Here is a 22,524-nt window from a genome sequence, read left to right as displayed (position 1 = left end):
GACCGGACGGTGCCGGGTTAGGCGATGATCTGGAGCGTTTGGCGTCCGAGGTCTTTGGAGATCTCCATGACGCCGATATTGGCTTCGTAAGCGCGCGTCGCTTCGAGGGCGTCAACAAACTCGGTGGTCATGTCGATATTGGGGTACGCGACCATGCCGCGTCCGTCAGCGTCCGGATGGCCGGGCTCGTAGCGGTAGTTGGGAGCCGCGAGCGACTCCTCGATCTTGGCGACCTTGACGCCAACGCCGCCGCCACGCGTGCTGACCCCGGTGTCGGCTTGAAAGGTCACGTACCGCGGCCGGTAGGGCTCCAGCTCGCCCCGTTCGTTACGGGTGGTGGAGATGTTCGCCAGATTGGCGGAGATGGTGTTCAACCGCGCGCGCTGCGCAGTAAGGCCGCTCGTGCTGATATCGATAGCGGAGAACATGGTCCCTCTCTTCCTTGAGCGGGGCGACGCCGGGGGGGCGTCGCGGGGGTTAGCTAACGTTCTCGGTGATCGCCGAGCGCAACTGGCTGTACTGAGTGCGCATGATGGCGATCGCGAGGTTATGGGTGCTCTGGTTCTTGGAGATTTGTGCGATCTGGTTTTCGAGGCTGATGTCGCTCTCGTCGTGGTGGAGGATCTCGCGCATCGAGGCGCTCACGCCGGCGAGTGCTTTGGTGTCGAGGCGTCCTTCTTGAACGGTGCCGCTGGTGAGTCGGGTGAGTTGGAGGGCTTCGTCTCCTGCGTTGCGTGTCTCGCCCAGCAGGGCCGCTACGCCAGGGCTCGTTCCGGACTGACGTGCGGAGAGCGCCTCGCGGAGCGATTGCTGGAACGCCTCGGGCGAAAGGTCGCGAGACTTGTAGCCGGGAGTGTTAAGGTTCGCAATATTGCCCGCCAGCACGCCGTGCCGAGCTTGCGTGAACGAGACCACCTGTTCCAGCACGGGCAGCGACGAGTTATCGAGCCAAGGCATCGCCATCGAACCACCTCCACTGCTAGCGTTGGGGGGAAACAAAACAAGACCGGCCGCCGCGGCGGACGATTCACTTCGTGCATTCGGTGTGCCAAGACCAGGTCTCACACGGGTGCAGGCCCACTAAGTCGCCGATCTCCCCCCGAATCCCCTCGTCTCCCGTGTCACCGGTTGAGAGAGACCGCGCAGCGCCATCGGCAGCCCCTGCCGAGAGGGCGGCGAAACCTGCCGATAGCGTTGCTTGTGTTTTTGATGCGGGGGGGCTACGAGGCGCGGGAGAGCCCTTTCTCGCGCGGAGCGACGCCGTACAGCCGGAGCTTGCCGCTGAGCGTACGCACACCAATGCCCAGGGCTTCGGCGGTCTGCGCCCGATGCCCGTCGAACCGTTCGAGGGTCGCGAGGATCATGTCACGCTCGATCTCGGCAAGGCTCTTGCCAAAGGGGAGCGTCGCGGGCGACGAGTCGTGATCGGCAGCAGCGTTGGGGCCAGCAGCGTTTGTGTTGGCGGCGTAGGGGGCGGTAGCGCGATCGGCGGTGTGGGGGCTGTGGCATTGAGCGCCGGCGTGGTCTTGGCGGAGCCACGGCTGGATGAGGCCGGCCGAGATGGAGTCGCCATCGGCTAGCACGCAGGCCCGGGTGATCACGTTGTGCAGCTCGCGAACGTTGCCCGGCCAGCGGTGCGTTTCCAGCACGTCGCGTGCGCCGGCTTCCAGGGTGAGCGGCTCGCGGTGGAGCCGTGCGGCGGCCGTCTGCAGGAAGTGCTCTGCCAGCAGGAGCACATCGGTGCCGCGATCTCGCAGCGGCGGCACGACCACCGGCAGCACATTCAGGCGGAAATAGAGGTCCTCGCGAAAGCGGCCTGCGGCCACTTCGTCGGCGAGCACGCGGTTGGTGGTCGCCAGCACGCGGACATCGACCGAACGGGTTTCGCTTGATCCGACGCGTTCGAACGAGCGTTCTTGCAGTACCCGCAGCAGCTTTGCCTGGAGCGGCAGGTTGATTTCGGTGACCTCGTCCAGCAGCAGCGAGCCGCCGCTGGCCTGCTCGAAGCGGCCCACACGGTCGGTGTCGGCACCGGTGAAGGCCCCGCGACAGTGGCCGAAGAGTTCGCTCTCGGTGAGCTGCTCGGACAGCACGGGGCAGTTGAGGCTGACGAGCGGCGTGTGGCTGCGGGGGCTGTTGGCGTGCAGCGTTTGGGCGACGAGCTCTTTGCCGACGCCGCTCTCGCCGCAGATGAGCACCGTTTCATCGGTCGCGGCGATGCGGGCGAGTTGGTCGCGTAGGCGACGCATCGCGTCGCTCTGGCCGATCATGGCGGGGCCCGACGACGCGGTGTCGGGATGCGTCAGCAGCTCCGTCGCCTGGAGCCGACCGCGGCGGAGGGCACGCTCTAGCGAGGCCTCGAGTCGATCGACGTCGTAAGGTTTTTCGAGGTAGTCAAACGCTCCCAGCCGCATCGCCTCGACAGCGGTCGAGATGCTGGCGTGGGCGGTGACCATCAGCACCTGTGCCGGATAGCGGCGTCGTTCGATCTCGCGGATGAGCTCAAGCCCGTTCATGCCGGGCATTTGGAGGTCGGTCACAACCACATCAAACGCGCGGCGTCCGAGCGCGGCCAGTCCTTCGGCACCGCTGGAGCAGGCTTCGGCGTGATGCCCCAATTGGCGCAGAACATCGACCACCGACTGTCGAGCCGTGGCGTGATCGTCGACAACCAGCACCGCAGCGCTGGGCGTGGGGGCGGTGGTGTGGCTCAAGCGGCGGCTCCCAGCGCATGGCGGGGGATCTTGATCGTGAACGCGGCTCCGCCCTCGGGGCAGTTGACCGCGGTGATCGATCCGCCGTGAGCTTCGGCAACATGCGCGACCACCGAGAGCCCCAAGCCGGTGCCCGTTTCTTTGGTGCTGTAGAAGGGCTCAAAGAGTCGCTTCTGTTGTTCGTCGGTAAGCCCGGGGCCGCTGTCAGCGACTTCAATCTCGAAGCCCGTCGTGCCTTCGTACGAGGTGATGACCAGCTCGCCGCCTTGCGGCATGGCGTCCATCGCGTTGAGCGTGAGGTTCAGCAGCGCGCGGCGGAGCAGTTCGCGGTCGGCGGTTAGGGAGGTGTGCGGGGGGACGTCGATCTCGACATCGATCGCTTGCGCGTCGAGCTGCGGAGCGAGCGAATCGCACACCTCTTCGACCAGATCGCCGACGAGGAACGGGCCCCACTGGGGCTGACGGTGGGCGCTGAAGGAGAGCAGATCGTTCACGGTGGCTTCCAGGGCGGTGAACCCTGCCTCGACTTTTTGAAGGACGTCCAGACCCGCCTTGTCGCTCGCCATCTTGCGGCGCAGCAGACTCAGGTAGAGGGTCACGGGCGTGAGGTTGTTACGCACTTCATGGGCAACGTGAGACGCCATCTCGCCGAGGTCCGCCATGCGGTTCTTGCGAGCCAGCTCTTGGTTCTTCTTCTCCAGCTCCGAGTTGAGTCGGGCGACCTCTTCTTGCAGCAATGCGTGGGTGTGCTCGAGCCGCGTTGTGGCGGTCTGCCATGCGTCGAGCAGTTCCGACAGATCGACCTCAGCCGCCTCGTCGCCGCGAAAGACGCGGAGCGGTGTGGGCTCGTCGGCAGGCGGCGGTGTGGATTGAGGGAGCAAGGTGATCGGTTGAACGGAGTAAGGCGGGGTCGCTCACGCGACGGATCAGCAGCGGCTAGTTCGTGGTCATGTCCAGATTGCTTGCCGAGGGCACTTCAGGGCCCACGTGCGGGGTGATGTTCCGCGGACGACCGGGCACTGCCGACGTATGGGGGCCGTAGGCGGTTGCCACCTGGTGGCCCCGATGGATGGCTTGCAGTTGATCGGCGATCACGTCGCGTCGCTCGGCCATCCGCTTGCCGTGGCGTGCTTCCAGTTCGCGGATGGCGGCCAGCAGGTCGGTGCACCGCTGGGCGTTGTCGGCGCACGCGGCGCGGGCCTCGGCAGACGCCCACTGGCGTGCGGCGGGGTCTTCCTCGCGGAAAGGGTTCAGCAGCCGCTCCGTGTCGGTTAGTTCGTCGATGAGCTTCTGCTTGGCGCCCAAGAGCGTGAGCAGGGGGCCGGTTGCGCCCGCTTCAACCAGTTCGCCCTGTTTGCCGCACAACAGCAACAGGCGCTCCAGCAGCTGTCGGCGGCGGAGAACGAGATCGGCCAGAGTTTCGGTTGCCGGCGAGGCCATCGTCGCGTCTCGTGAGCGGTGGAAAGGGAAAGGTCGGTGGCGTGCGGACGAAGTGCGAGCGAAGTGCTGAAGGCTCAGAAGAGCATCAGCTCGCTGAGCAGGCGGTCCCACTCAGTGCGGGTCAGGTTGGTCGAGTTAGCAAACTCGGCCTCGGGTGGCAATCGCGCTAACAGCATGCGGGCCTGTTCGATGGCACCTCTTGCGCGGACATTGTCTTGCAAGCGGCGCCGGCAGTGCGAGATCTGCACAAGGGTCACGAGCGAGAACGGCTCGTTCTGATACAGCGTGGTGACGTTCGAGTAGGCCTCGATCGCCTCGTCGTAGCGGCCCATCTCAAACAGCACCGAGGCCCGCATCATGTAGCAGTTGCGCAGCGTTGCGCGGTCGAGATCGTCCTCGGCGGAGGTCAGGGTGATCTCGTTCTGCACCTCGGCGTAAAGGTTGAGGGCACGCTCCAGATGATCGTTGGCGTCGGCCCGGGCGCGTTCGCGTTCGTTGACCGTGTTGGCGGCTGCTAGCCTTGCCAGCGGTTCGGCCGCCGCGTGGCGGTGCGATTCAGCGATCAGATACAGGGCGGTGCGCGACTGCGGATCGTCCGGATAGCGGTCCACCGCTTCGGACAGGCAGTCGATCGCTTCGAGGTAGCGATTTTGCCGGGCGTAGAGTCGGCCCAGCGCGAATTTTGAATCCCGCCACTCGGGGCTGGCCGGGGTCATGGCCGTGCCCATGAGGTTTTCGTTGAGCAGCCGCTCGGCCGCTTCGGGGTCATTGCGATTGAGGTGTGCGTTGGCGGCGTCGATGCGGGCGTTGTACGAGGCCGCGTCGTCGGGGTGGAATTCGAGGCACTCGTTGAACGCGTTGAGCGCGGCGGCTGATTCGCCTAGCGCAAGATGGGCCTGCCCGAGCTTCAGCAGCGCCGAGGCGTTGCGCAGCTGCGGCTCGCTGCGCAGGTAGCGTTCCAGCACGCGGGCCGCATCGGCGAAGCTTTGTCCCTGCAGGTACGCCTCGCTGGCGTCCCACAGGTCGTCGATAAACTCGCGTTCGGCGTAGCGCGACTCGGCGAGTTGCTCATAAGCGACGGCCGCTTCGCGGTAGCGCAGCCGGCTCTCGGAACGCAGCGGAGCGCCGCGGCGTCCCTCTTGGATGGCTCGCTCCTCGAGCCAATCACCCCACCGACGCAGCGTTTCTGCCCGCAGGGCGAGCTGCTCCGACCGTGTGAGCGGCGGCGCGAGGCGGTCAGCAAGCGTTTGCGCATCAGCAAATTGATTGGCGGTGAGATAGTTAAGGTGTGCCTCACGCAGCCGTTGCCGAACCTCTTCCAGCGAGAGCACCGTGCCGCGGTAGCGGCTGGGCTCGTCCAGCGTGTCGAGCACCCGGCGATAGGCTTCCAGTGCCGAGGGATCGCCCTGGCGGCGGAGCAGATCACCCTCGGCCAAAGCCGCGGCGACGCCTGGTGAGGAAGAGCCGTGCTTGCGCCGCAGCTCCGCGTACTGTCGCAGCGCCAAAGCCTCATCGCCCTTGAGCTCAGAGACGAGTCCCAGCAGGTACTCGCTCCGCCGGCTGACGCCGGTGGCGAGTTTGTCCAAGCGGCGGGCTCTTTCCAACGCCACCGTGGCTTGTTGGGCGAGCGTGGCGGTATCGACATCGGCCTTGTTGTCACGCACCGCGGCTGCGAGGCGCGTGGCGAGCGCCTGGCCGGTCATGAGCCACGACTCAGCGTCGGGCGAGTCTTTCGCCGCTTCGGCCGCGTAGCGATCGGCGTCATCCAGCAGCCCGGCCTTGGCGGCCGAGTCGGCAATCATCAGCAGCGCTTCGGTGCGTTGTTCGGCAGTGATCTGCGGGTCTTCCAGCGCGCGCTGGATCTCGCGGATCGCTTCGTCGTGGCGTGCGCGGGGCGACTCGCGGTGGGCGCGTGCCAGCAGCAGGTGCGAGCGTGCCGCGCCGCGGTCTCCGGCAGCGATCGCGGCGATGGTCGCCTCGATGCCCGCATCGAACTGCCGACTCTCGATCAGCGCTCTGCCCAGCAGGTACAGGCCCAGCGTCTCGCGGCCCTCGGGGAAGCCGACCGATCGCGCTTCGTTCAGGTACCGCGACGCAACGTAGTACTCGGTGCGGGCGCGCTCGGGAGACCACTGCCGTTCGGCGTGGCGGATCTTCAGCGCGCCAAGCAGGTAGAGCTGTCCGCCGTAGGTGTCGCCGTCGGGCGATTGTTGTTGGAGACGTCCGACCAACGATCGGGCGGCCTCTTCGTCGCCGATGTCCAGGGCGGCAAGGGCTTGTTCGATGGTGGCGTCTTCGGGGCCGGCGGCGATGTCGGCCGTCACGAGCCACAAGGCGACCGTCACCAAGGCTGCTGCGCTCAGGCCGATCGAGACGATCAGCTTGCGATGGCCGCTGGTCGATGACCACTCGCGCAGGCGCGTGAGCAGGTTCGGTCGCGGCGCGGCCGGGTCACCTTCGGCCGGCGCGTCGTTTGGGGCGTCGTTTGGTTCTTCGTTAGCCACGCAGCGGCTAGTACCGCCGAAGCGCGCTGGCCGTCAAGAGAAACGTCCGCCGCGCTAGCGCGAGCAGAGCGATCATGGCGAGCAGCGCGAGCAGGGCGCGGTGCTAGCAAGCGGGAGGCGCTCGCGCCCCGAGAGGTGCGGGCGTGCTTGTGCCGCGGGGCTGCTAGCAGCAGCCCAGGCGGCCCATGATCCAGCGGTTGAGGTCTTCCAGCATGCCCGTCGTGACCTCGTCGCCGGCGGGGTACTGGCGTAGGTCCACGCTGAAGCCCGCGCTGTGCAGCAGCGACAGGTCGCGGCAGATGCGGGGCTCGGGATACTCTTGGCTGCCGCGGGCGGCGGACAGCAGCAGCGGCATTTGCCGAGCGGCGTTCAAGCGGCCCAGCGGCTGGCGGCCGCGGGGAAGGGGGCCTCCCAGGCTCGCGGCGCCGGCGAACCACTCGGGCTGACGCAGCGCGATCCGCAGCGCCATGGCGCCACCGGCTCCGACACCCGCCAGAAAGACTCGCTCGTTGTGAAAGGCAAAGTGCTGTTCGGCTTTGGCGATCGAGGCGAAGACGGCGTCTTCTGCCGCGGCGATGCCGTCGAGCGACTGCGACCAGCGGTAGCCCTCGGCGGTGCTCCGGGCCGTGCCGCGCGGGGCGACGGCCACGAAGTTTTGCAGGCTGATGTGGGGCATCACCTGCGGCAGCTCGGCCTCGGTGGAGTCTTGGCTGTGCAGCCACACGACCAGCGGATAGCGATAGCCGGGCTCGTAGCCCGCTGGGGCGAAGGTCGCGTGGCGGCGTGCGGTGCGCGTGTCGGCCGGGGCGTCTACGTACCAGGGGGCTGCCGTCAGGCATCCGAGCGCCAGATCGCTCGCGGGCTTCGTGGCAAACACCGGGGCGGGCTTCAGCCGGTTCATACGCGGGCTTTCGGAGTGCGACAGGCGGGGGTAGCGAACGGACCGATCAAGGACCGGAGGGCAAATCTATACGCCAGGGACTTGGGGGGCGTCAACGCGAAGGGAAGTTCCTGCTTCGGGCTTGCGTTTGCTAGCGGCTCGCTAGCACAAGCCGTGGCGGTCCGGCCCGGTGGGGGGGTGCTGGCATACCCCGCGGCGGGGCGGCGTTTGTGCTCAGCGGGGGCGTCCGTGCCGTGTCGTCCGTGCGGGGGGCGGGGCGTCGTGCCGGCTACGGGGGGGGCGGCCGTGCCCCGCGCGCGCTGGGGGGGTGGGGGCGTCGGTCAGACGAGGGCCGCCATGGTTTCGACCAGTTCTTTGACCGCGTCGACGCTCTTCTGGAAGGCGGCTTGCTCCGTGGCGGTCAGCTCCAGCTCCACCACGCGCTCCACGCCCTCGGTGCCCAAGATGACGGGCACGCCCACGTAGAAGCCCCCCACGCCGTACTCCTTGTCGCAGTAAGCGGCGCAGGGGATGAGGCGCTTCTTGTCGCGGATGATCGCCTCGACCATCTGGGCCGTGGCACCGGCGGGGGCGTAGTACGCGCTGCCGGTCTTCAGCAGGCCGACGATCTCGGCTCCGCCCTTGCGGGCCCGATCGATGATCGCGTCGAGCTTGTCCTGCGCCAGCAGCTGCGTGACGGGGATGCCGCCGACGCTGGTGCAGCTGGCCAGCGGCACCATGGTGTCGCCGTGGCCGCCCATCAGCAGGGCCGAGATGTCCTCGACACTCACGCCCAACTCCATCGCCAAGAAGGTGCGGTAGCGGGCCGTATCGAGCACGCCCGCTTGACCGATCACGCGGTGCGGCGGGAAGCCGGTCACCTGCATGGCGCGCTGCACCATGGCGTCCAGCGGGTTGCTGACGACGATCACCACGGCGTTGGGGCTGGTGGCTTTCACCTGCTCGCACACGGCGGTCATGATCTTGGCGTTGGTCGCCAGCAGGTCGTCGCGGCTCATGCCCGGTTTGCGGGGGATGCCGGCGGTGATGACCACCACGTCGGACCCCGCGCTGTCGGCGTAGTCGTTGGTGCCGATCACGTTCGCATCGAAGCCGAAGATGGGGCTCGACTGCATCAGGTCCAGCGCCTTGCCGCGCGGCATGTCGGCCATGTCGCCGGGGATGTCCAGCAGGACGATATCGCCCAGCTGCTCGGCGGCGCACCAGTGGGCACAAGTGGCTCCGACGTTACCGGCTCCGACAATGGTGATTTTCGCGCGACGCATGATGATCTAAACAGTTCGAGGAACGGCGGATGAGGGGCCCGTGTGGCCAGATCGCCGCGAGCACTTATCTGCCGATGGCAGGCGCCGCGATCGATCCGTCAGCGGCAAGTATCGCGCGACACGCGCGCCACAACAAGGGCCGCGACGCCCCGCCGCACCGCGGCGGCATCAACGCCCAGGAGCAAGCCGCTTCACTGCTTAACCGGGTTCACCACCTCCAGGGAGTGGTGAAGCGGGTGAAGCGAGTGAAGCAGGTGAAGCGGGTGAAGCGCGGTGAGGATTGAGCGGGGCTGCGTAAGCGCTTCGTAGTGCTGCGCGTTGCGGTGCTGCGCTTGGCGGCTATATATTGGATAGAGATCCCCCCCTCTCATGGTTCTTTCCAGGACGCGCCGCGATGAAGATAAGCCTCGCTCTTCGCGCGTTGTGTCTCGTCGCGGTAGCGCAGCTCCCCGCGCGGGCTTCTGCCGAGGCGCTGTGGGGGGCCGACTTTCTCGGCGCTGAACGGTTGTTTCCGATCGATGTCGGCCAAGAGGGGCGACCCCAGCCGGTGCTCATTGACCTGCCCGCGGGTCCGTACCCGGGGATCATCCTCGATCTGGCTTCCGATCCGGCCCGACAGCCTCACGTGCTCTGGGCGATCCTCGGCGGCTCGGGCGCTGACCCGTCGTTGTTGGCGATCAATCCACTCACCCGGCAAACCCTTTCGGCCATCGGTCTGGAGGTGGCGTTGTCATCGTTGGCGATCGATCCGCTCACGGGTCAAATGTACGGAGCCAAAGCAGCGGTGCTTTATTTCGTCGATCCCCTGGTCGGTACGCTCAGCGTCATCGGCACGACCCCCAATTGGGTTGATGAAGCGCTCGTGTTTGATGCCGACGGGTTGATGTACGGTATCGGCACCGATAACGGCCGCTTGGTGCGTGTTGATAAGCAGACAGCGCAAACGAGCGTAGTCGGAACGCAGCGGATCGCGGTGGGCGACCTTGCCGTTCGTCCGTCGGACGGCGCGATGTTCGGCATCGACATCCGTGGCAGGCTCTTTCAGGTCAACCCAGAAGACGGCTCAGGCACAACGATCGTGCAGCGCAGCATGACGCGCGCGACGGGCCTGGCCTTTTTAGTTGTTCCGGAACCGACAGCGCTTGCCCTGGCAGCCACGGCCCTTGCGGCGATGAGCGTGAGAACGTCCCGCCGAGCGTAACCGCCGGCGTGCTACGGCGGGCTATGCCACCGTGCTTGAAGCGGTAGCGCCCATCAGGTACGCGACTCGACGCGACGCGACGCGCACCGCAGCGCTTCACTGCTTAACCGGGTTCACCACCTCCTGGGAGTGGTGAAGCGGGTGAAGCAGGTGTCGCGCGGTGGGGCGGGTGAAGCGGGTTTTAGCGCGGCCCGCCACGACGGTCTCGCTGCCGGCGGCGCTCCGCAGATGAGCTAGGTTTGCTCAGGAAGACTGCCGAGCGTCGCGCCAACAGCGCGGTCGGGAGCGATTACAGCGATCATGCCGATTGGCCGGCTCGCGATGGCCTCGGCTTCTGGAGGGTCTGGCATGAAGTACGCCCTGGCGATCACCGGCGTGTTGGCCGCGGTGGTGCTGGCGCTCCCCCAGCTGGTGGTGTTGGGCTTCGTGGCTCTGGTCGTGCCCGGGCTGATCCTCATGGCGGCGCCCACGGTGTTCCTATACCTGGCCGCCACCGCGCTGGTGCGGCGAGTGTCGCCTGCCGATTGGCCGACGGCCTCGCTGCCGGTGGCCCTGGTGGTGACGCTGCTGGGGGGCTGGGCGGTGATGCAACCCGCGCGACTCCGGGCGATCGCGGCCCACGAGGCGCAACTGCTGCCCGAAGTTAAAGCGCAACGTCCGCTGGAGATCGCCGGCCATGTCCGCCTGGAGTTGCCGCAGCGCCGCGAGGTACCGGAGTGCGATTACCTGTGCGCGGCGTTGCTCACCGTGCCGGAAGTGCAGAGCGTTACGGTCGTAAACGCCCCCCCCGACCACGGCGGCGTCAATCCTCATGCCGCCGCTTTCAAGCGACAGTTGGCCGCAGCCGACGCGTCGCCCGGGCTGTTCCCGACCGAGCCGGGGCGTCTGGTGCGCGAGCACCCGCAGCTTGTGCGCACGCGCGAGGGGCGCACGGCGTCTAAGGCGGTCGAGGCGCAATGGGCGCTGCGGCTGACCGGTGCCGAGCGCCTGCGCTCCGCCGAGCCGGTAGCGGCCGAAGCGGCCGACTGGGTGCTGCGCATCGAGAACCGTCGGCCGGGCCCCAGCGCGGAGTTCCGCCGGGTCACGATCAGCGATTCGACCGGGGCGGTCCGCTTCCGCACGAGCTACCTCCAGAGCCGGGTCCCCGCGCGACAGTTCTACGTGGCCCTCGACGCGGCCATGGGGTTCGGCTCGATCTACCACCCGTCGTTCCAGCTTGGTTGCGAGCGGCTCGGCACGGGTGATCGCGCGCTGCGCCTGGAGCCCGCGCTGCTGGCCGCGTTGAAGCTGCCGCTGCCGCGGCTCGACGCCGGGCCGATCGAGCGGCTGCGCGAGCGTGTCGAGCAAGCGCTGGCCGATCCGACGGCGTCGACCGTCGAGCTCGAATCGGCGCGGCATTACCTGGGGCTGTTCTTCTTCGACGCGCAAGAAGACGACCATCCGCTCATCGCGCGGATCGTTACCGACGAGCGGGTGCGCGACCTGGAAGCGAAGCTCACGAACGTGTACTCCAAAACTAAAACGCCCCTGGCGGTGCGCGACGCCTTCGCCGAGCGGATCGTGATGGAGCACTGCGAGCCCGATTTGCGGCATTGGCTGGCGGAGCGGCTGGCGGGTTTGCCCGCGGGGGCGTTTGCCGAGCCGACCGTCGCTGTTCGCACCATCTGGAGCACGCCCGCCCTGTACCGCGAGGCGGCACCGCTGATCGCCCGCGTGGCCGACCAGGGTCCCGAGCGCGCGACGCCGGTGCTGGTGGCCGCGCTCGAGACGGCGGTGGGGCTGCCCACGTGGCGCGAGCGGCGGGCGTTGGTCGAGGGCGTGCGCGAGGGCTTCGTGCGGCTGGGGCCCGGCGGAGCGCCCGCCGCGGCGCGCGTGCACGAACTGTTTCTGCAACGCCCCTCGCCCCTGCTGAGCAACGCCGGCGACGCCGACGATTGGCGGTTCGCGCTGACCCGCATGGGCGTCGCCATCGACGACCTGCCGTTCTTCCCCAGCCAATCGCCCGCCGACATCGAGCGCATCAGTCGGCACCTGGCCAACCGGATTGCGCGCTACGAACAAGCCCTCGCTAACAAGAACGAAATATGATCAGTTCGCTGCTGTCGTCACTGGTGGGCGTTGGCGTGTTTGTCGCCTTGATGGTCGGGATCAGTAGGGCCAACGCGCGGCGCTGGCATCGTCTTGCCGACGTGTATCGCGCGCCCGAGACGCTGCCGCCCGGCGCGCAGACGCATTGGCAAACGGTCTTTCTGGTGGGGGGCGATATCGGCTGGAACTCTTACCGCGGCATCCTCACGGTTGGGGTTACGCCCCAGGGGCTGCTGCTGAAGCTGATGCCGCTGTTCTCCCTGTTGCATCCGCCGCTGTTGATCCCGTACGCCGATCTGAGCCTCGAGCCGAAGCGGTGGTACCTGATCGGCAAGACGCATCAGATGACGGTGCGTCGCGTGAGCGACGTGCAGCTGATCGTGCACGACACGCTCGTTGACTGGATCAAGACGCAGGCGTCCACCCTGGCGGTGGCAGCGCGCTGAGCGCTGGGCCGCCGCAGCGAACACTGGCACCGCCACCGTTTCACGCCGCTTCACTGCGGTTCACCACTCCCTGCGGAGGGTGAACCTGGGTAAGCGGTGAAACGCTGGCATCGCCAAAGCGGCTTGCGCAGCGGCGGGCGGATTGCGGGGAAAATTGCCTCGCCCTAGCGCCGCCGGCTACATTGGTGCTAAGTTACAAGCTGCCAAGCTAGCGCTGCAGCGCTAGGGCAACACGCCGCTACGCCAACCTTCCTTTCTCACAAGGCATGTTGATGCTCACTTGTCCGTTGAGCGCGCCGCTGAGCGCGTTGCGAGTTGTGGTGGTGTTCGTCGTGGCAGGGGGTGCCCTGACCGCCACGGCCGTGCCGACCGTCACCGCCGCCAATCGGGCCACGGATCCGCGCGACGCCAACAGCGCTGCGGTCATCGAGCTCAACGGCCTGCCCACGGACCGGTTCGACCGCCAAATGGCGCAGACCTTTCTGGCCGAGACCAGCGGCACGCTGCTCCGCGTTAGCGTCACCGCCGGCGCGCGGGCCGGGACGGCCCAGACCGACGGGCTCGGCTTGCGGATGGCAATTGCGCCGTTCGACACCGCGGCCGGACAGGTCGGCACGCCGCTCGCGCTGGTGCCGGTCGAGGGGGTCGAGCCGTTGCCGGGTTTCGGCGGCCCGTTCTCGCAGCCCGGCGTGTTGCAGGCGTCAGCCAACTTTGCGTCGGCGGGGATCGTGCTCCAGGCGGGAGCGAGTTACGCGATGATCTTCTCAGCCGAGCGTTTTGGCGACAGCTTCTTTGTCCTCGGTGGCACGCTGCCGGACTATGAAGAGGGCCTGTCAGGCGGACGGCTGAACGACCAGCCCTTTCGGCTGGCACCGATCACCGACCTGTTCTTCGAGGTGACGGTCAATGCCCTGCCCGAGCCCGCGACGCTCGGCTTGGCGGTGGCCGCGCTGGCGGCCATGGCAGGAGCCCGCCCCGCCCGCCCGCGGTAGCACCCCGGCCGCACAGCACTGCGCCGCGGCATGGCGTTTTGCCGCTGCATGGGTTTCACCGCTTCACAGCGCTTCACAGCGCTTCATCCCGTTTCACGACGCTTCACCCCGTTTCACCACTCCCTGCGGAGGGTGAACCTGGGTAAGCGGTGAAACGCTGGCATCGCTCTCAGCGAGAGGCACCCCCCCCCGCGTGGGCGGGCGGGATGCCGAATGGACCTCGACACGCGGGGCGGGTCTCTCGTACCTTCCGCCGCCCCTCGGTGGGGACGACGCTCTAGGGCCGCAGGATGCGGCCTGCCGGGCGTGTCACGCTTCCTGCTAGCAGCTCCGTGCGAAGGATCGCACGCTCCCCGCTCGTGCCGCAAAACACTCCTAAAACCGCTGTGCGCGGGCCGTGGGCCCGGGTGACCGATCTGGCGCTGCCGGTCGCGATCATCACCAGCGTGCTGGTGATCCTCGCCCCGCTGCCGGCGTGGATCATGGACCTGCTGCTAGCGGGCAACATCACCATCTCGGTGATCGTGCTGCTGACGACCATCTACGTGCGGTCGCCGCTGGAGTTCAGCATCTTCCCGTCGCTGCTGCTGGCCACCACGCTCGCGCGGCTGGTGCTGAACGTGGCCACCACGCGGCTCATTCTGACCAAGGCCTCGTCCGAAAAGCTCGAAGCCGCCGGCGGCGTGATCATGGCCTTCAGCGACTTTGTCGCGGGCGATCGGATCGTCGTGGGCATCATTATCTTTGTCATCATCGTGGTGATCCAGTTCATGGTCATCACCAAAGGCGCCACGCGCATCTCCGAGGTCGCCGCTCGCTTTGCTTTGGACGGCATGCCGGGCAAGCAGATGGCGATCGACGCGGACCTCAACGCGGGCATCATCGACGAGCACGAGGCCCAGCGTCGCCGCACCGAGATCACCAGCCAGGCCGACTTCTACGGAGCCATGGACGGTGCCAGCAAGTTCGTCCGGGGCGACGCCGTGGCGGGCATCGTCATCACGCTGGTGAACATCCTGGGCGGACTGATCATCGGCATCGCCGAAGAAGGCATGAGCGCCAGCGAAGCCGGTTCGCTGTTCACACGGCTGACGATCGGCGACGGCCTGGTGAGCCAGGTGCCGGCGTTCTTGATCTCGATCGCCGCGGGCTTGCTCGTCACGCGGAGCACGCAAAAGACCAACATGCCGGCCGAGTTCATCGACCAGATCTTCAGCCGACCGCAGGCGCTCGCGCTGGCGGGCGGGTTCTTGGGCATCTTGGTGTTCACGAGCTTGCCGACCGTGCCGCTGCTTTCGCTGGGCGCCGCGTGTGTCATGCTCAGCCGCGTGGTGGGCAAGGGCCCCAGCCCCGCCGCCGCGGCAGCCGCTGCCGAGGCCGAACAGGCCGCCGCCAGCCCCCCGCCCGAGCCCCGGGTCGAAGACCGCCTGGCGGTCGATCCCATGGAGATCGAACTGGGCGTGGGACTCATTCGGCTGGCCGACCCCAACCGCGGAGGCGACCTGCTGGAGCGTGTGCAAAAGGTGCGCGGCAACGTCGCCGGCGAGATCGGTCTGGTGATGCCCAAGGTGCGCATCCGCGACAACATGCGTTTGGAGCCCAACGACTACCGCATCAAGATCGCCGACATGCCGATCGCCCAGGGCACGATCGAACCGGCGCTGATGATGGCGATCGACTCGGGTGCCACGAGCGGCGTTGTCGACGGCCTGGAGACCACCGACCCGGCCTTTGGCGCGCCGGCCCGCTGGATCACCCCCGAACGCCAGGACCAAGCCGAGATGCTCGGCTGGACCGTCGTTGAGCCCGGCGCGGTGCTCGCGACGCACCTGACCGAGGTCTGCCGACGCCACGCCGACGAGATCCTCACCCGCGACGCGGCCAAGCACCTGATCGACGAGCTCAAGCAGGCCACGCCGACCGTGGTCGACGAGCTGATCCCCGACGTGATGAGCCTCAGCGAGGTGCAGAACGTGCTGCGTTTGCTGCTCCGCGAGCAGGTTTCGATCCGCCAACTGGCAACGATCCTCGAAGTGCTCGGCGACAACGCCCCCAAGAGCAAAGACCCGATCCTGCTGGCCGAGCTGGTCCGTCACCGCTTGGCCCGCCAGCTGTGCACCCGCTACCGCGACGCGGAGAACCGCCTGCACGTGGCGGCGTTCGATCCGGCCCTCGAGGACCGCATCCGCAACGGCTTCGAGCACAGCGATCGGGGCCTGATGATCCGCCTGCCGCCGGCGCTGCTGGAAGCCATCGCCGGCCGCGTCCGCGACGCCGTCCAACCGCTCATCAACCAAGGGCACACGCCCGTGGTGCTGGTCAGCCCGCAAGTGCGCGCCGCCGTCAAACAGATCACCGAGAGCCACCTACCACAGCTGGTGGTCATGAGCTTCAACGAAGTGACCCGCGACACGACGCTCGTAACGAGCGGCGTGGTGAGCGACATCGCCTAACCTCTTCGACCGCGTAACAGCCGCTTGAACCTGCACACCTACTACTGTCGCACGCTTGCCGAGGCTCTCGCCTACGCGCGGCGTGAGCTCGGTGACGATGCCGCGGTGCTCCACACCCGCTGGGTGCGGCGGGGCTGGCTGCGAGCCCGAGTCATGGAAGTGGTGGCCACGGCGAACCCCCCCGCGACGCTGCTGACGGATGGTTTGCTACGGCCCTCGCCGACCCCGTCCACCGCCACCCAGCCGCTCGCCACACACCCGGCCCCGGCAGACGCAGCGCCGCCCGAACTGCTGGCGGTTCGGCAGCTGCGCGATCAGCTGGTGGCCCAGGGCCTTGATCCGGCGCTGACCGAAACGCTGCTGGGCGAAGCCCATCGCGAGACGTCGGCGACCGACCTGCCGACACTGCACGCCGCGGTCCGCCAGCGGCTGGCCCGCCGTTTGACGCCCCGCACCGAGACGCCCCCGCCGCCCAGCACGGGGGCTGCGCAAAAAGTCATGGCGCTGGTCGGTCCGACCGGGGTGGGCAAGACCACCACGCTCGCCAAGCTTGCCGCCAACGCCACGCTCGAAGCGGGCCTGTCGGTCGGCATGATCACGATCGATACCTATCGGGTCGCCGCGGTAGCACAGCTCCGCACGTTCGGCGACCTGTTGGGAGCCCCCGTGGCGGTGGTTCACACGGCCGCCGAGATGCGTGCCGCCCTGGCCAACATGGCGTCGGCCGATCTGGTGCTGATCGACTCCGCCGGACGCAGCCCGACCGACGCCGAGCGGATCGCCCAGCTCGCCGAGTTGCTCCACGCTGCCCAGCCCAACGAAGTACGGCTGGTGGCCAGCGCCACCACCACCCCGGCCGGTTTGCGGCAAGCGGCGCGCAGCTTTGCCCCGGTCGGCTTGAGCAGCCTGGTGCTGACCAAGCTGGACGAAGCGCCTGCGTTGGGGCATCTGGCCGTGCCGCTGATCGAGATCCGGCTGCCCGTGACGCACCTCACCGATGGTCAGAGCGTGCCGGAAGACCTGCGTGTGACCACGCCAACGGACCTTGCCGGACGGCTGCTGGGCGAGCGGGTTGCGCCGCTGGCAAAGGCACCGACTCCGGACGCCACGCCCTCCGGCATGAGCCGGCCTGCGCGACTTGTGCCGCTCGCGGCTTGAGAGTCTTGCTTTCCCCCTGACGAATCCGACAAACCGTCTCAAGTCGCCATGATCCCGATGCCGAATAGCAGAAAGTGGCTCCCGTCGCGCTCACAGGCTTCGTGCCTCGGCGTGGCAAGATGGGAGAGACACCCTGACTTTACCGACGACGGGCATAGCGACTCATGGCACGGACCTACGGCGGCGTGTTGGGAGCCCTGGCGATGGCCACGGTGCTCGCTCGCGGAGCGCTCGCTGGGGCCGGGCCCGGGGGAACGATCCAACAAGCGATCGTTGCCGCGGTGTTGCTGGGCTTGGTTGGTACGGTCGTGGGAGCGATCGCCGAACGAACCGTCGACGAATCGGTCCGCTTGCAGCTCGAAGGCCAACTGGCCGAGCTCGACGTGGAGCCGTAACGTCACGCCGCGTAAGACGTGAAGCCCGGCAGCGAAGCCGATCAAGCCGCGACGAAGTGAAGCCAGAAGAGAACCAAGCGACCAAGCGACCAAGCGACCAAGCGAATAATCACGCCGCGAGATGGATCTCGTAGCGATCATGCTCCGCTGAGCCGGTCCCCGTTGGGGGCCAGTGCCGCAGCCGGAGCCGAAGCGATTCACGGAGGATGGTGAATGTCAGCGACGCTCTCCGCTAAGCCCTATGCCGGTATTGCCCGCAAGCCGGTTGTTAAGACGCCCGCCCAAGAAAAGCTCGAAGCGGAAATCGCCGAGGTCTGGCGCCAGTACAAGCTGGACCCCACCGACAAGGCGCTCCGCAACCGCCTGGTCGAGCAGTATCTGCCGCTGGTTAAGTACAACGGCGAACGCATCTGGAGCCGCCTGCCCGACGGCGTCGAGCTGGACGACTTGATCTCGGCCGGCGTGTTCGGCCTGATGGACGCGATCAACGCCTTCGACATGGAACGCGGCGTTAAGTTTGAAACGTACTGCGTACCCCGCATCCGCGGTGCGATGCTGGACGAACTCCGCAGCATGGACTGGGTGCCGCGTTTGGTCCGCTCCAAGGCCAGCAAGCTCAACGAAGCGATCAAGCAGCTCGAAACCAAGAACGGACGCACGCCTACCGAGATCGAGCTCTCCGAGCACATGGAGATCAGCGTCCAAGAGCTCGAGAAGATGATGCAAGAGGCGAACGCCGTCGGCCTCATCAGCCTCGACAAGAAATGGTACGAGACCGACAGCTACAAGGATGTCCGCGAGATCGACATCCTCGAAGACAAGCGCTCCGACGACCCCACGCGCCGCGTGCAGAAGTCAGACATCATGCGTCTGGTGACCAAGGGTCTCAACCGCAACGAGCGGCTCATCATCATCCTCTACTACTATGAGGAACTGACGATGAAGGAGATCGGCGTGACGCTCGATCTGTCCGAGAGCCGTGTCAGCCAGATGCACTCGGCGATCGTCCAGCGGCTGCAGGGCCAGCTCGGCCGCCGTCAGCCCGAGTTCGGCGTCTCGGTCAGCTAAGCTAGCAGCAGGACAAAAGGTTCCTGCCGCCTTGATCCACCGGCCCGGCGATCGCCCCAGCGCGAGCGCCGGGCCGTTTGGTTTTTAGGGCCCGGATTGGTCTCTCGCCCGGCCCGTCGGCGTGGTACGTTCTGCGGCCCATCAAGCCGATAATCGTGTCCTGATTCCGACTCTTCGCCATGCGTATTCCCACGAGCCCGGTTGGTTGGCTCATCGCCGCCTATGTGCTGCTGCTGCGCTGGACCTGCCGCGTCCGCACGACGAACGATCCGCGTCCGGGGCTCCGCCAGCGGGGCGAGGCGTACTCGCATGCCATCTTGCATGCTCATCAGCTCGCGATCGGTTCCAAGGGCGAGCCCGGCACGATGGCCATGGCGTCGCAATCGGCTGACGGTGAGCTGCTGGTCCCCACGTTCCGTGTGCTCGGCGTGCCGCTGGCTCGGGGCTCGAACGCCCGCAACGGCCGCGACCGCGGCGGAACCGACGCGCTGGCGCAGATGGTCCAGCACGTGCGCGGCGGAGGCAACACGGTTATCGCGGTCGATGGTCCGCGTGGCCCGCGGGGCCGAGTGCGGAAGGGCATCGCTTCGCTCAGCCAACAAACCAACACGCCGATCGTGTGCGTGATTGTCAAACCGACGTGGCGGCTGGTGATCGGTCGCGCGTGGGACCGCTTTCAGGTGCCGCTGCCTTTCACACGGTTCGACGCGTACTTCGGCCCGCTGCTGCGCCCCGAGCCGGACGAGACCGTCGAGTCGCTCCGGCGTCGCGTGGAGGAAACCCTCCGCACGCTCGAAGTCCAGCACGACCCCCGCCAGGCCGACACGCCGTCAGCCGACAGCGCGGCACAGCCCGATCCGCACGATGCGTCCGCCCAGTCGTCACCACGCAACGCGGCGTGAGTGGCCCGGTTGTTCGGCATGCGAGCCAGTAGAGTCCGCCGACAAAGCTCAGCAACTCTCGCCCGCTTAACACCGGGGCTGCGATCGCGAAACTCGGCACCCTAAGGCACTGCCAGCCAGCGCAGCAAGCCATCCGGTCAAGGGTTCAGGCACGGCCTGCGAACCGGGCCCGATCGTGGCACCGTAGTTGTTCGCCCATCGGTTGTAGTCGCTGGGTGTAAAGGCTGTTCCCAAGCCGTCACGCCAGACCGTGTAGTCGGCGGAATCGACGGTACCGTCGAGGTTGTAGTCTCCGGCGAGTGTCGCTGAAAGGGTGACGCTATCAATGAACAGGCTGCCGGGATCATTTGTTGCCGGCTGCAAGAACACTAGCGCAAGGCGTGCCTCGACAGCACCGGCGGGCGTCAGTGTTTGCAGCTCGTGATTCGACCAGACGTCTTCCGAAGAAAAGCGATCGGCGATGATGATCGACGATTCACCGAGGAAGTGCTCCGACCCATACTCGGCCCCGGTCTGGCTGTAGAACTCCAGCTTCATCAAGGCTTGGTTATCGGTACCCGCGATCGAATCTTCGGATCGGGTCAGCGACTGCACCGAAGCCGAGAGCAGGAGCCCCTCAGTTGTCGGGATGCTCTGGAACACTCCCGAGTAGTTCACTTGATTGCTGAACTGGCCATACAGCTTGAGCGAACGCTCGCCGTCTAGCGGGGTGCCATAGTCGGAAGAGACGTTTCCGAGGCTGTTGCCGAACATTCCCCAGCGGTTGAGTGCGCCGCCGCCTTGCTCAAAGCCCGGGTCTTCCACGAGCGAGACGGGCGGGGCGATGATCTCCGGCCGCTGCCAGACACGCACGTAATCGATATCAAACTGCGAGGGGAGGGGGGTGCTGCCGTCGGGGAAACCAGAGTAATCGCCCCCCACGGCAAGGTTGAGGATCAGGCTCTTAGGCGTGCCGGGGATGCCGACATCGGGCTCGTACAGCGTGAAATGGTTGACGCCATCTACATAAAAGCGGACGACACCAACCTCCCACTCAACCGCGTAGTCGTGGTAGCCGGCCTGGAAGTTGGCACCGCTCTCGTACCATTGCGAACGGTACTGACGCGAGTTGAAATCCCAGCCCCAATGCAGTGCGCTGCTCATCCCGTAGGGCGCGTCTCCGCGTGCCTCCATGATGTCGATCTCGCCACCGGCAGGCCACGATGCCGTCCGGGGCAGCAACCAGATCGCCGGCCAGAATCCCTGACCGTAGGGCAGCTTAGCGCGGGCTTCGAATCGGCCGTAGCTCCACTCTTGCCAGGTTCTCACGAGCCCTGAGTTGTAGTTCTTGCCGTAGGTCCAGTTCGGATCGCGATCGGCGCGGAGATGGAGCTTGCCATCGGCAACCGAGACCTGATTGGGGTGGTAGTACTGCTGCTCGTTGTTCGCGTCGTTCGCGCGATTAGCAACTTCCCAGACACCGTAGTTGATGCCGCCTGTGTCGAAATTATCTTCGAAGATCGGCGCTCCCCAACCGGGAACGATCACCACGCCCGCCAGCGCTTGAGTTGCCTGACTGGCGATCAGCATCACGATCGACAGAACGCGAGGCTCAGCAGCACATCGACACCAAATCATTCGGCTCTTCTCGAATGAGACTCTTACTAGTGTAGCGGCGTCTGTATGGCACCGGCTATGAAGATTAGTGCCGGCTGCCGACACCCCTGGCCAGGACCAGACGTGCGGTATCCAGACCAGCAGACGCCGGGCCACGCGGTCCCGACGCCAACAACCGGCCGCAAGCACCGCCTAGCCAACCCGCTTGGCAGTATACTAAGCCCGAAGATCCCTTGCCAACCAAGGTTGGTTAGGGCCTCAAGTCGTGGAAGCAGCGGCAAGGCAGGTTTCTACACACCTACGATGCCACGACCGATACGTGCTCATTACAAATCACACTGGGGCACGAGCCAGACCACGGCACCAGCACGCGCCCCGAGCGATCGGCAAACCCTAGATTCCCGCCCCAAGTGCATAGCTTGGGGCGGGAAGCCTGCAAGCGGAGCGAAGGCTCTGCCTCAGTCCGCTTTGAGGCGCAAGCGCCGACCGGGTCGTCGGCCGCAAGACGCCACAGCAAGTGTCGCGACGAGCGTCAGACAAGTCGGCTCGGGGATGACCTTGATCGTTGCGCTGAAGATCAGCCCCGACACACCGAAGCCGACGTCCCGCTGCAGCAAGTAAAAGTGGTTCAACCCCGGCGTGACGCTGGCGGTGATGTCCACAGTGTGCGTCGATGCCTGGGCGAAGTTGAAGGTGCCAAAGTTCAGGTTGATGGTCGTCAAAGAACTCGGGACCGCGATACCGTTCACATACAGGCCTTCCAGATTGGGGCTATCCCCTGAAAACGAATCGCCCAAGGTGTCGTCCACGCCCCCCTCAATGCAGAGCAGGACTTGGCTGAACGACTGCGATTGGATCGTGAACGGCACGGAGTAGAGCGCCGAGCCCGGTGCCCCGGTTTGGCCGATGAAGGATTCGCGGAAATTGATCCAGCGCGCTAGCGGGTCGCTCAGCGGTGCGACGGCACCACCCATCCATGGCGACACGGGTGAGATCACCACCGCGCTAGGACCGCTCGTGGTCGCGGCAAAGTCGGCCGGTGTAAACGCTGTCGCAAGGACGGGGCTTCCGCCCGGATTTCCCCACGGATTGTAGGACACGGAGTCGTCGAGAGCCCCGGGCGCTCCCGGCAAGCCTAAGGATTGGCCGCTGCGTACCGTGATGGTTTCCAAGCCGGGGGCGACCGCCGCCGGCAACAAAGCGAGGCACAGAGCCCCAACAAAGGTTGGCTTCACGAGCGTACTCCTTAAGAGAAGGCAGAGAGAGAGAACCTCCCGCCCCCCTCGCTGTGGAGAAGGTCTGAAAGACCCACAACGCCTAGCGCAGGGGCTTGGGAAGTAGCAAAGAGCGAGCAGAGAACCGCCGAGCTGAGAAGAGAACTGCCGAGCCGTGCCGAGAGCA

General features: G+C 66.5%; 20 protein-coding genes. 10 read left to right on the top strand and 10 right to left on the bottom strand.

The genetic code is table 11. The features are described 5' to 3' along the window. Positions 1 to 17 precede the first annotated feature (17 nt). The 8 genes from flgC to mdh form a co-directional block, all read right to left on the bottom strand. Positions 18 to 428: a flagellar basal body rod protein FlgC gene (gene flgC, locus Pla111_RS10410; RefSeq protein WP_146574084.1), complete on the bottom strand. Its 411-nt coding sequence runs from the start codon at positions 426 to 428 to the stop codon at positions 18 to 20. A gap of 49 nt (positions 429 to 477) precedes the next feature. Then, positions 478 to 963: a flagellar basal body rod protein FlgB gene (locus Pla111_RS10405; RefSeq protein ID WP_146574081.1), complete on the bottom strand. Its 486-nt coding sequence runs from the start codon at positions 961 to 963 to the stop codon at positions 478 to 480. Positions 964 to 1,220: 257 nt separating this feature from the next. Then, positions 1,221 to 2,714, bottom strand: coding sequence for a sigma-54-dependent transcriptional regulator (locus Pla111_RS10400; protein ID WP_146574080.1), 1,494 nt, complete (start codon positions 2,712 to 2,714; stop codon positions 1,221 to 1,223). Further along, positions 2,711 to 3,595, bottom strand: a complete 885-nt coding sequence (locus tag Pla111_RS10395) for a sensor histidine kinase (RefSeq protein WP_146574077.1) — start codon at positions 3,593 to 3,595, stop codon at positions 2,711 to 2,713. The genes Pla111_RS10400 and Pla111_RS10395 overlap by 4 nt, the downstream gene beginning before the upstream one ends. 55 nt (positions 3,596 to 3,650) lie before the next feature. Then, positions 3,651 to 4,154: a flagellar export chaperone FlgN gene (flgN, locus tag Pla111_RS10390; protein ID WP_146574075.1), complete on the bottom strand. Its 504-nt coding sequence runs from the start codon at positions 4,152 to 4,154 to the stop codon at positions 3,651 to 3,653. A gap of 74 nt (positions 4,155 to 4,228) precedes the next feature. Then, on the bottom strand, positions 4,229 to 6,658 hold the full coding sequence (locus Pla111_RS10385; RefSeq protein WP_146574073.1) for a tetratricopeptide repeat protein: 2,430 nt from the start codon (positions 6,656 to 6,658) through the stop codon (positions 4,229 to 4,231). 163 nt (positions 6,659 to 6,821) lie between these two features. Further along, entirely contained in the window at positions 6,822 to 7,559 is a 738-nt protein-coding gene (locus Pla111_RS10380) for an alpha/beta hydrolase (RefSeq protein WP_146574071.1), read from the bottom strand. 320 nt (positions 7,560 to 7,879) lie between these two features. Beyond that, positions 7,880 to 8,824, bottom strand: a complete 945-nt coding sequence (gene mdh / locus Pla111_RS10375) for a malate dehydrogenase (protein ID WP_146574069.1) — start codon at positions 8,822 to 8,824, stop codon at positions 7,880 to 7,882. Between the two features lie 29 nt (positions 8,825 to 8,853). Here mdh and Pla111_RS10370 point away from each other — a divergent pair, with 29 nt between their 5' ends. The 10 genes from Pla111_RS10370 (at position 8,854) to Pla111_RS10325 (ending at position 19,527) form a co-directional block, all read left to right on the top strand. Next, positions 8,854 to 9,108, top strand: coding sequence for a hypothetical protein (locus Pla111_RS10370; protein ID WP_146574066.1), 255 nt, complete (start codon positions 8,854 to 8,856; stop codon positions 9,106 to 9,108). 110 nt (positions 9,109 to 9,218) lie between these two features. After that, positions 9,219 to 10,025, top strand: coding sequence for a PEP-CTERM sorting domain-containing protein (locus Pla111_RS10365; RefSeq protein ID WP_146574063.1), 807 nt, complete (start codon positions 9,219 to 9,221; stop codon positions 10,023 to 10,025). A 348-nt stretch (positions 10,026 to 10,373) separates the two neighbouring features. After that, positions 10,374 to 12,113 carry a hypothetical protein gene (locus tag Pla111_RS10360; RefSeq protein WP_146574061.1) on the top strand — a complete coding sequence of 580 codons (1,740 nt, stop codon included), beginning with the start codon at positions 10,374 to 10,376 and terminating at the stop codon, positions 12,111 to 12,113. Further along, complete coding sequence (locus Pla111_RS10355) at positions 12,110 to 12,559, top strand: hypothetical protein (RefSeq protein ID WP_146574059.1); 450 nt, start codon at positions 12,110 to 12,112, stop codon at positions 12,557 to 12,559. The genes Pla111_RS10360 and Pla111_RS10355 overlap by 4 nt, the downstream gene beginning before the upstream one ends. A 272-nt stretch (positions 12,560 to 12,831) precedes the next feature. Then, the gene (locus tag Pla111_RS10350; RefSeq protein ID WP_146574057.1) at positions 12,832 to 13,551 is read left to right on the top strand and encodes a hypothetical protein; all 720 of its coding nucleotides are present in this window, start codon (positions 12,832 to 12,834) and stop codon (positions 13,549 to 13,551) included. A 359-nt stretch (positions 13,552 to 13,910) separates the two neighbouring features. Next, positions 13,911 to 16,004: a flagellar biosynthesis protein FlhA gene (gene flhA, locus Pla111_RS10345; RefSeq protein WP_231930949.1), complete on the top strand. Its 2,094-nt coding sequence runs from the start codon at positions 13,911 to 13,913 to the stop codon at positions 16,002 to 16,004. A 24-nt stretch (positions 16,005 to 16,028) separates the two neighbouring features. Beyond that, positions 16,029 to 17,162, top strand: a complete 1,134-nt coding sequence (locus tag Pla111_RS10340) for a flagellar biosynthesis protein FlhF (RefSeq protein WP_146574052.1) — start codon at positions 16,029 to 16,031, stop codon at positions 17,160 to 17,162. A 164-nt stretch (positions 17,163 to 17,326) separates the two neighbouring features. Beyond that, positions 17,327 to 17,557, top strand: coding sequence for a hypothetical protein (locus Pla111_RS10335; RefSeq protein ID WP_146574050.1), 231 nt, complete (start codon positions 17,327 to 17,329; stop codon positions 17,555 to 17,557). Between the two features lie 213 nt (positions 17,558 to 17,770). Further along, positions 17,771 to 18,625 (top strand): FliA/WhiG family RNA polymerase sigma factor, encoded by an 855-nt coding sequence (locus tag Pla111_RS10330; protein WP_146574047.1) that lies wholly within the window; start codon positions 17,771 to 17,773, stop codon positions 18,623 to 18,625. A 179-nt stretch (positions 18,626 to 18,804) separates the two neighbouring features. After that, complete coding sequence (locus tag Pla111_RS10325) at positions 18,805 to 19,527, top strand: DUF374 domain-containing protein (RefSeq protein ID WP_146574045.1); 723 nt, start codon at positions 18,805 to 18,807, stop codon at positions 19,525 to 19,527. A 66-nt stretch (positions 19,528 to 19,593) separates the two neighbouring features. Here Pla111_RS10325 and Pla111_RS10320 read toward each other — a convergent pair whose 3' ends face one another. Both Pla111_RS10320 and Pla111_RS10315 read right to left on the bottom strand, forming a co-directional pair. After that, positions 19,594 to 21,096 carry a glycoside hydrolase family 16 protein gene (locus Pla111_RS10320; RefSeq protein WP_197524944.1) on the bottom strand — a complete coding sequence of 501 codons (1,503 nt, stop codon included), beginning with the start codon at positions 21,094 to 21,096 and terminating at the stop codon, positions 19,594 to 19,596. A gap of 485 nt (positions 21,097 to 21,581) precedes the next feature. Continuing rightward, positions 21,582 to 22,358 carry a hypothetical protein gene (locus Pla111_RS10315; RefSeq protein ID WP_146574041.1) on the bottom strand — a complete coding sequence of 259 codons (777 nt, stop codon included), beginning with the start codon at positions 22,356 to 22,358 and terminating at the stop codon, positions 21,582 to 21,584. Positions 22,359 to 22,524: the final 166 nt, after the last annotated feature.

Source organism: Botrimarina hoheduenensis (assembly GCF_007859815.1).
GTDB classification, from domain to species: Bacteria; Planctomycetota; Planctomycetia; order Pirellulales; family Lacipirellulaceae; genus Botrimarina; species Botrimarina hoheduenensis.
The sequence above is the reverse complement of the archived record's forward strand: the minus strand, read 5'-3'. Positions and strand labels throughout refer to the sequence as shown.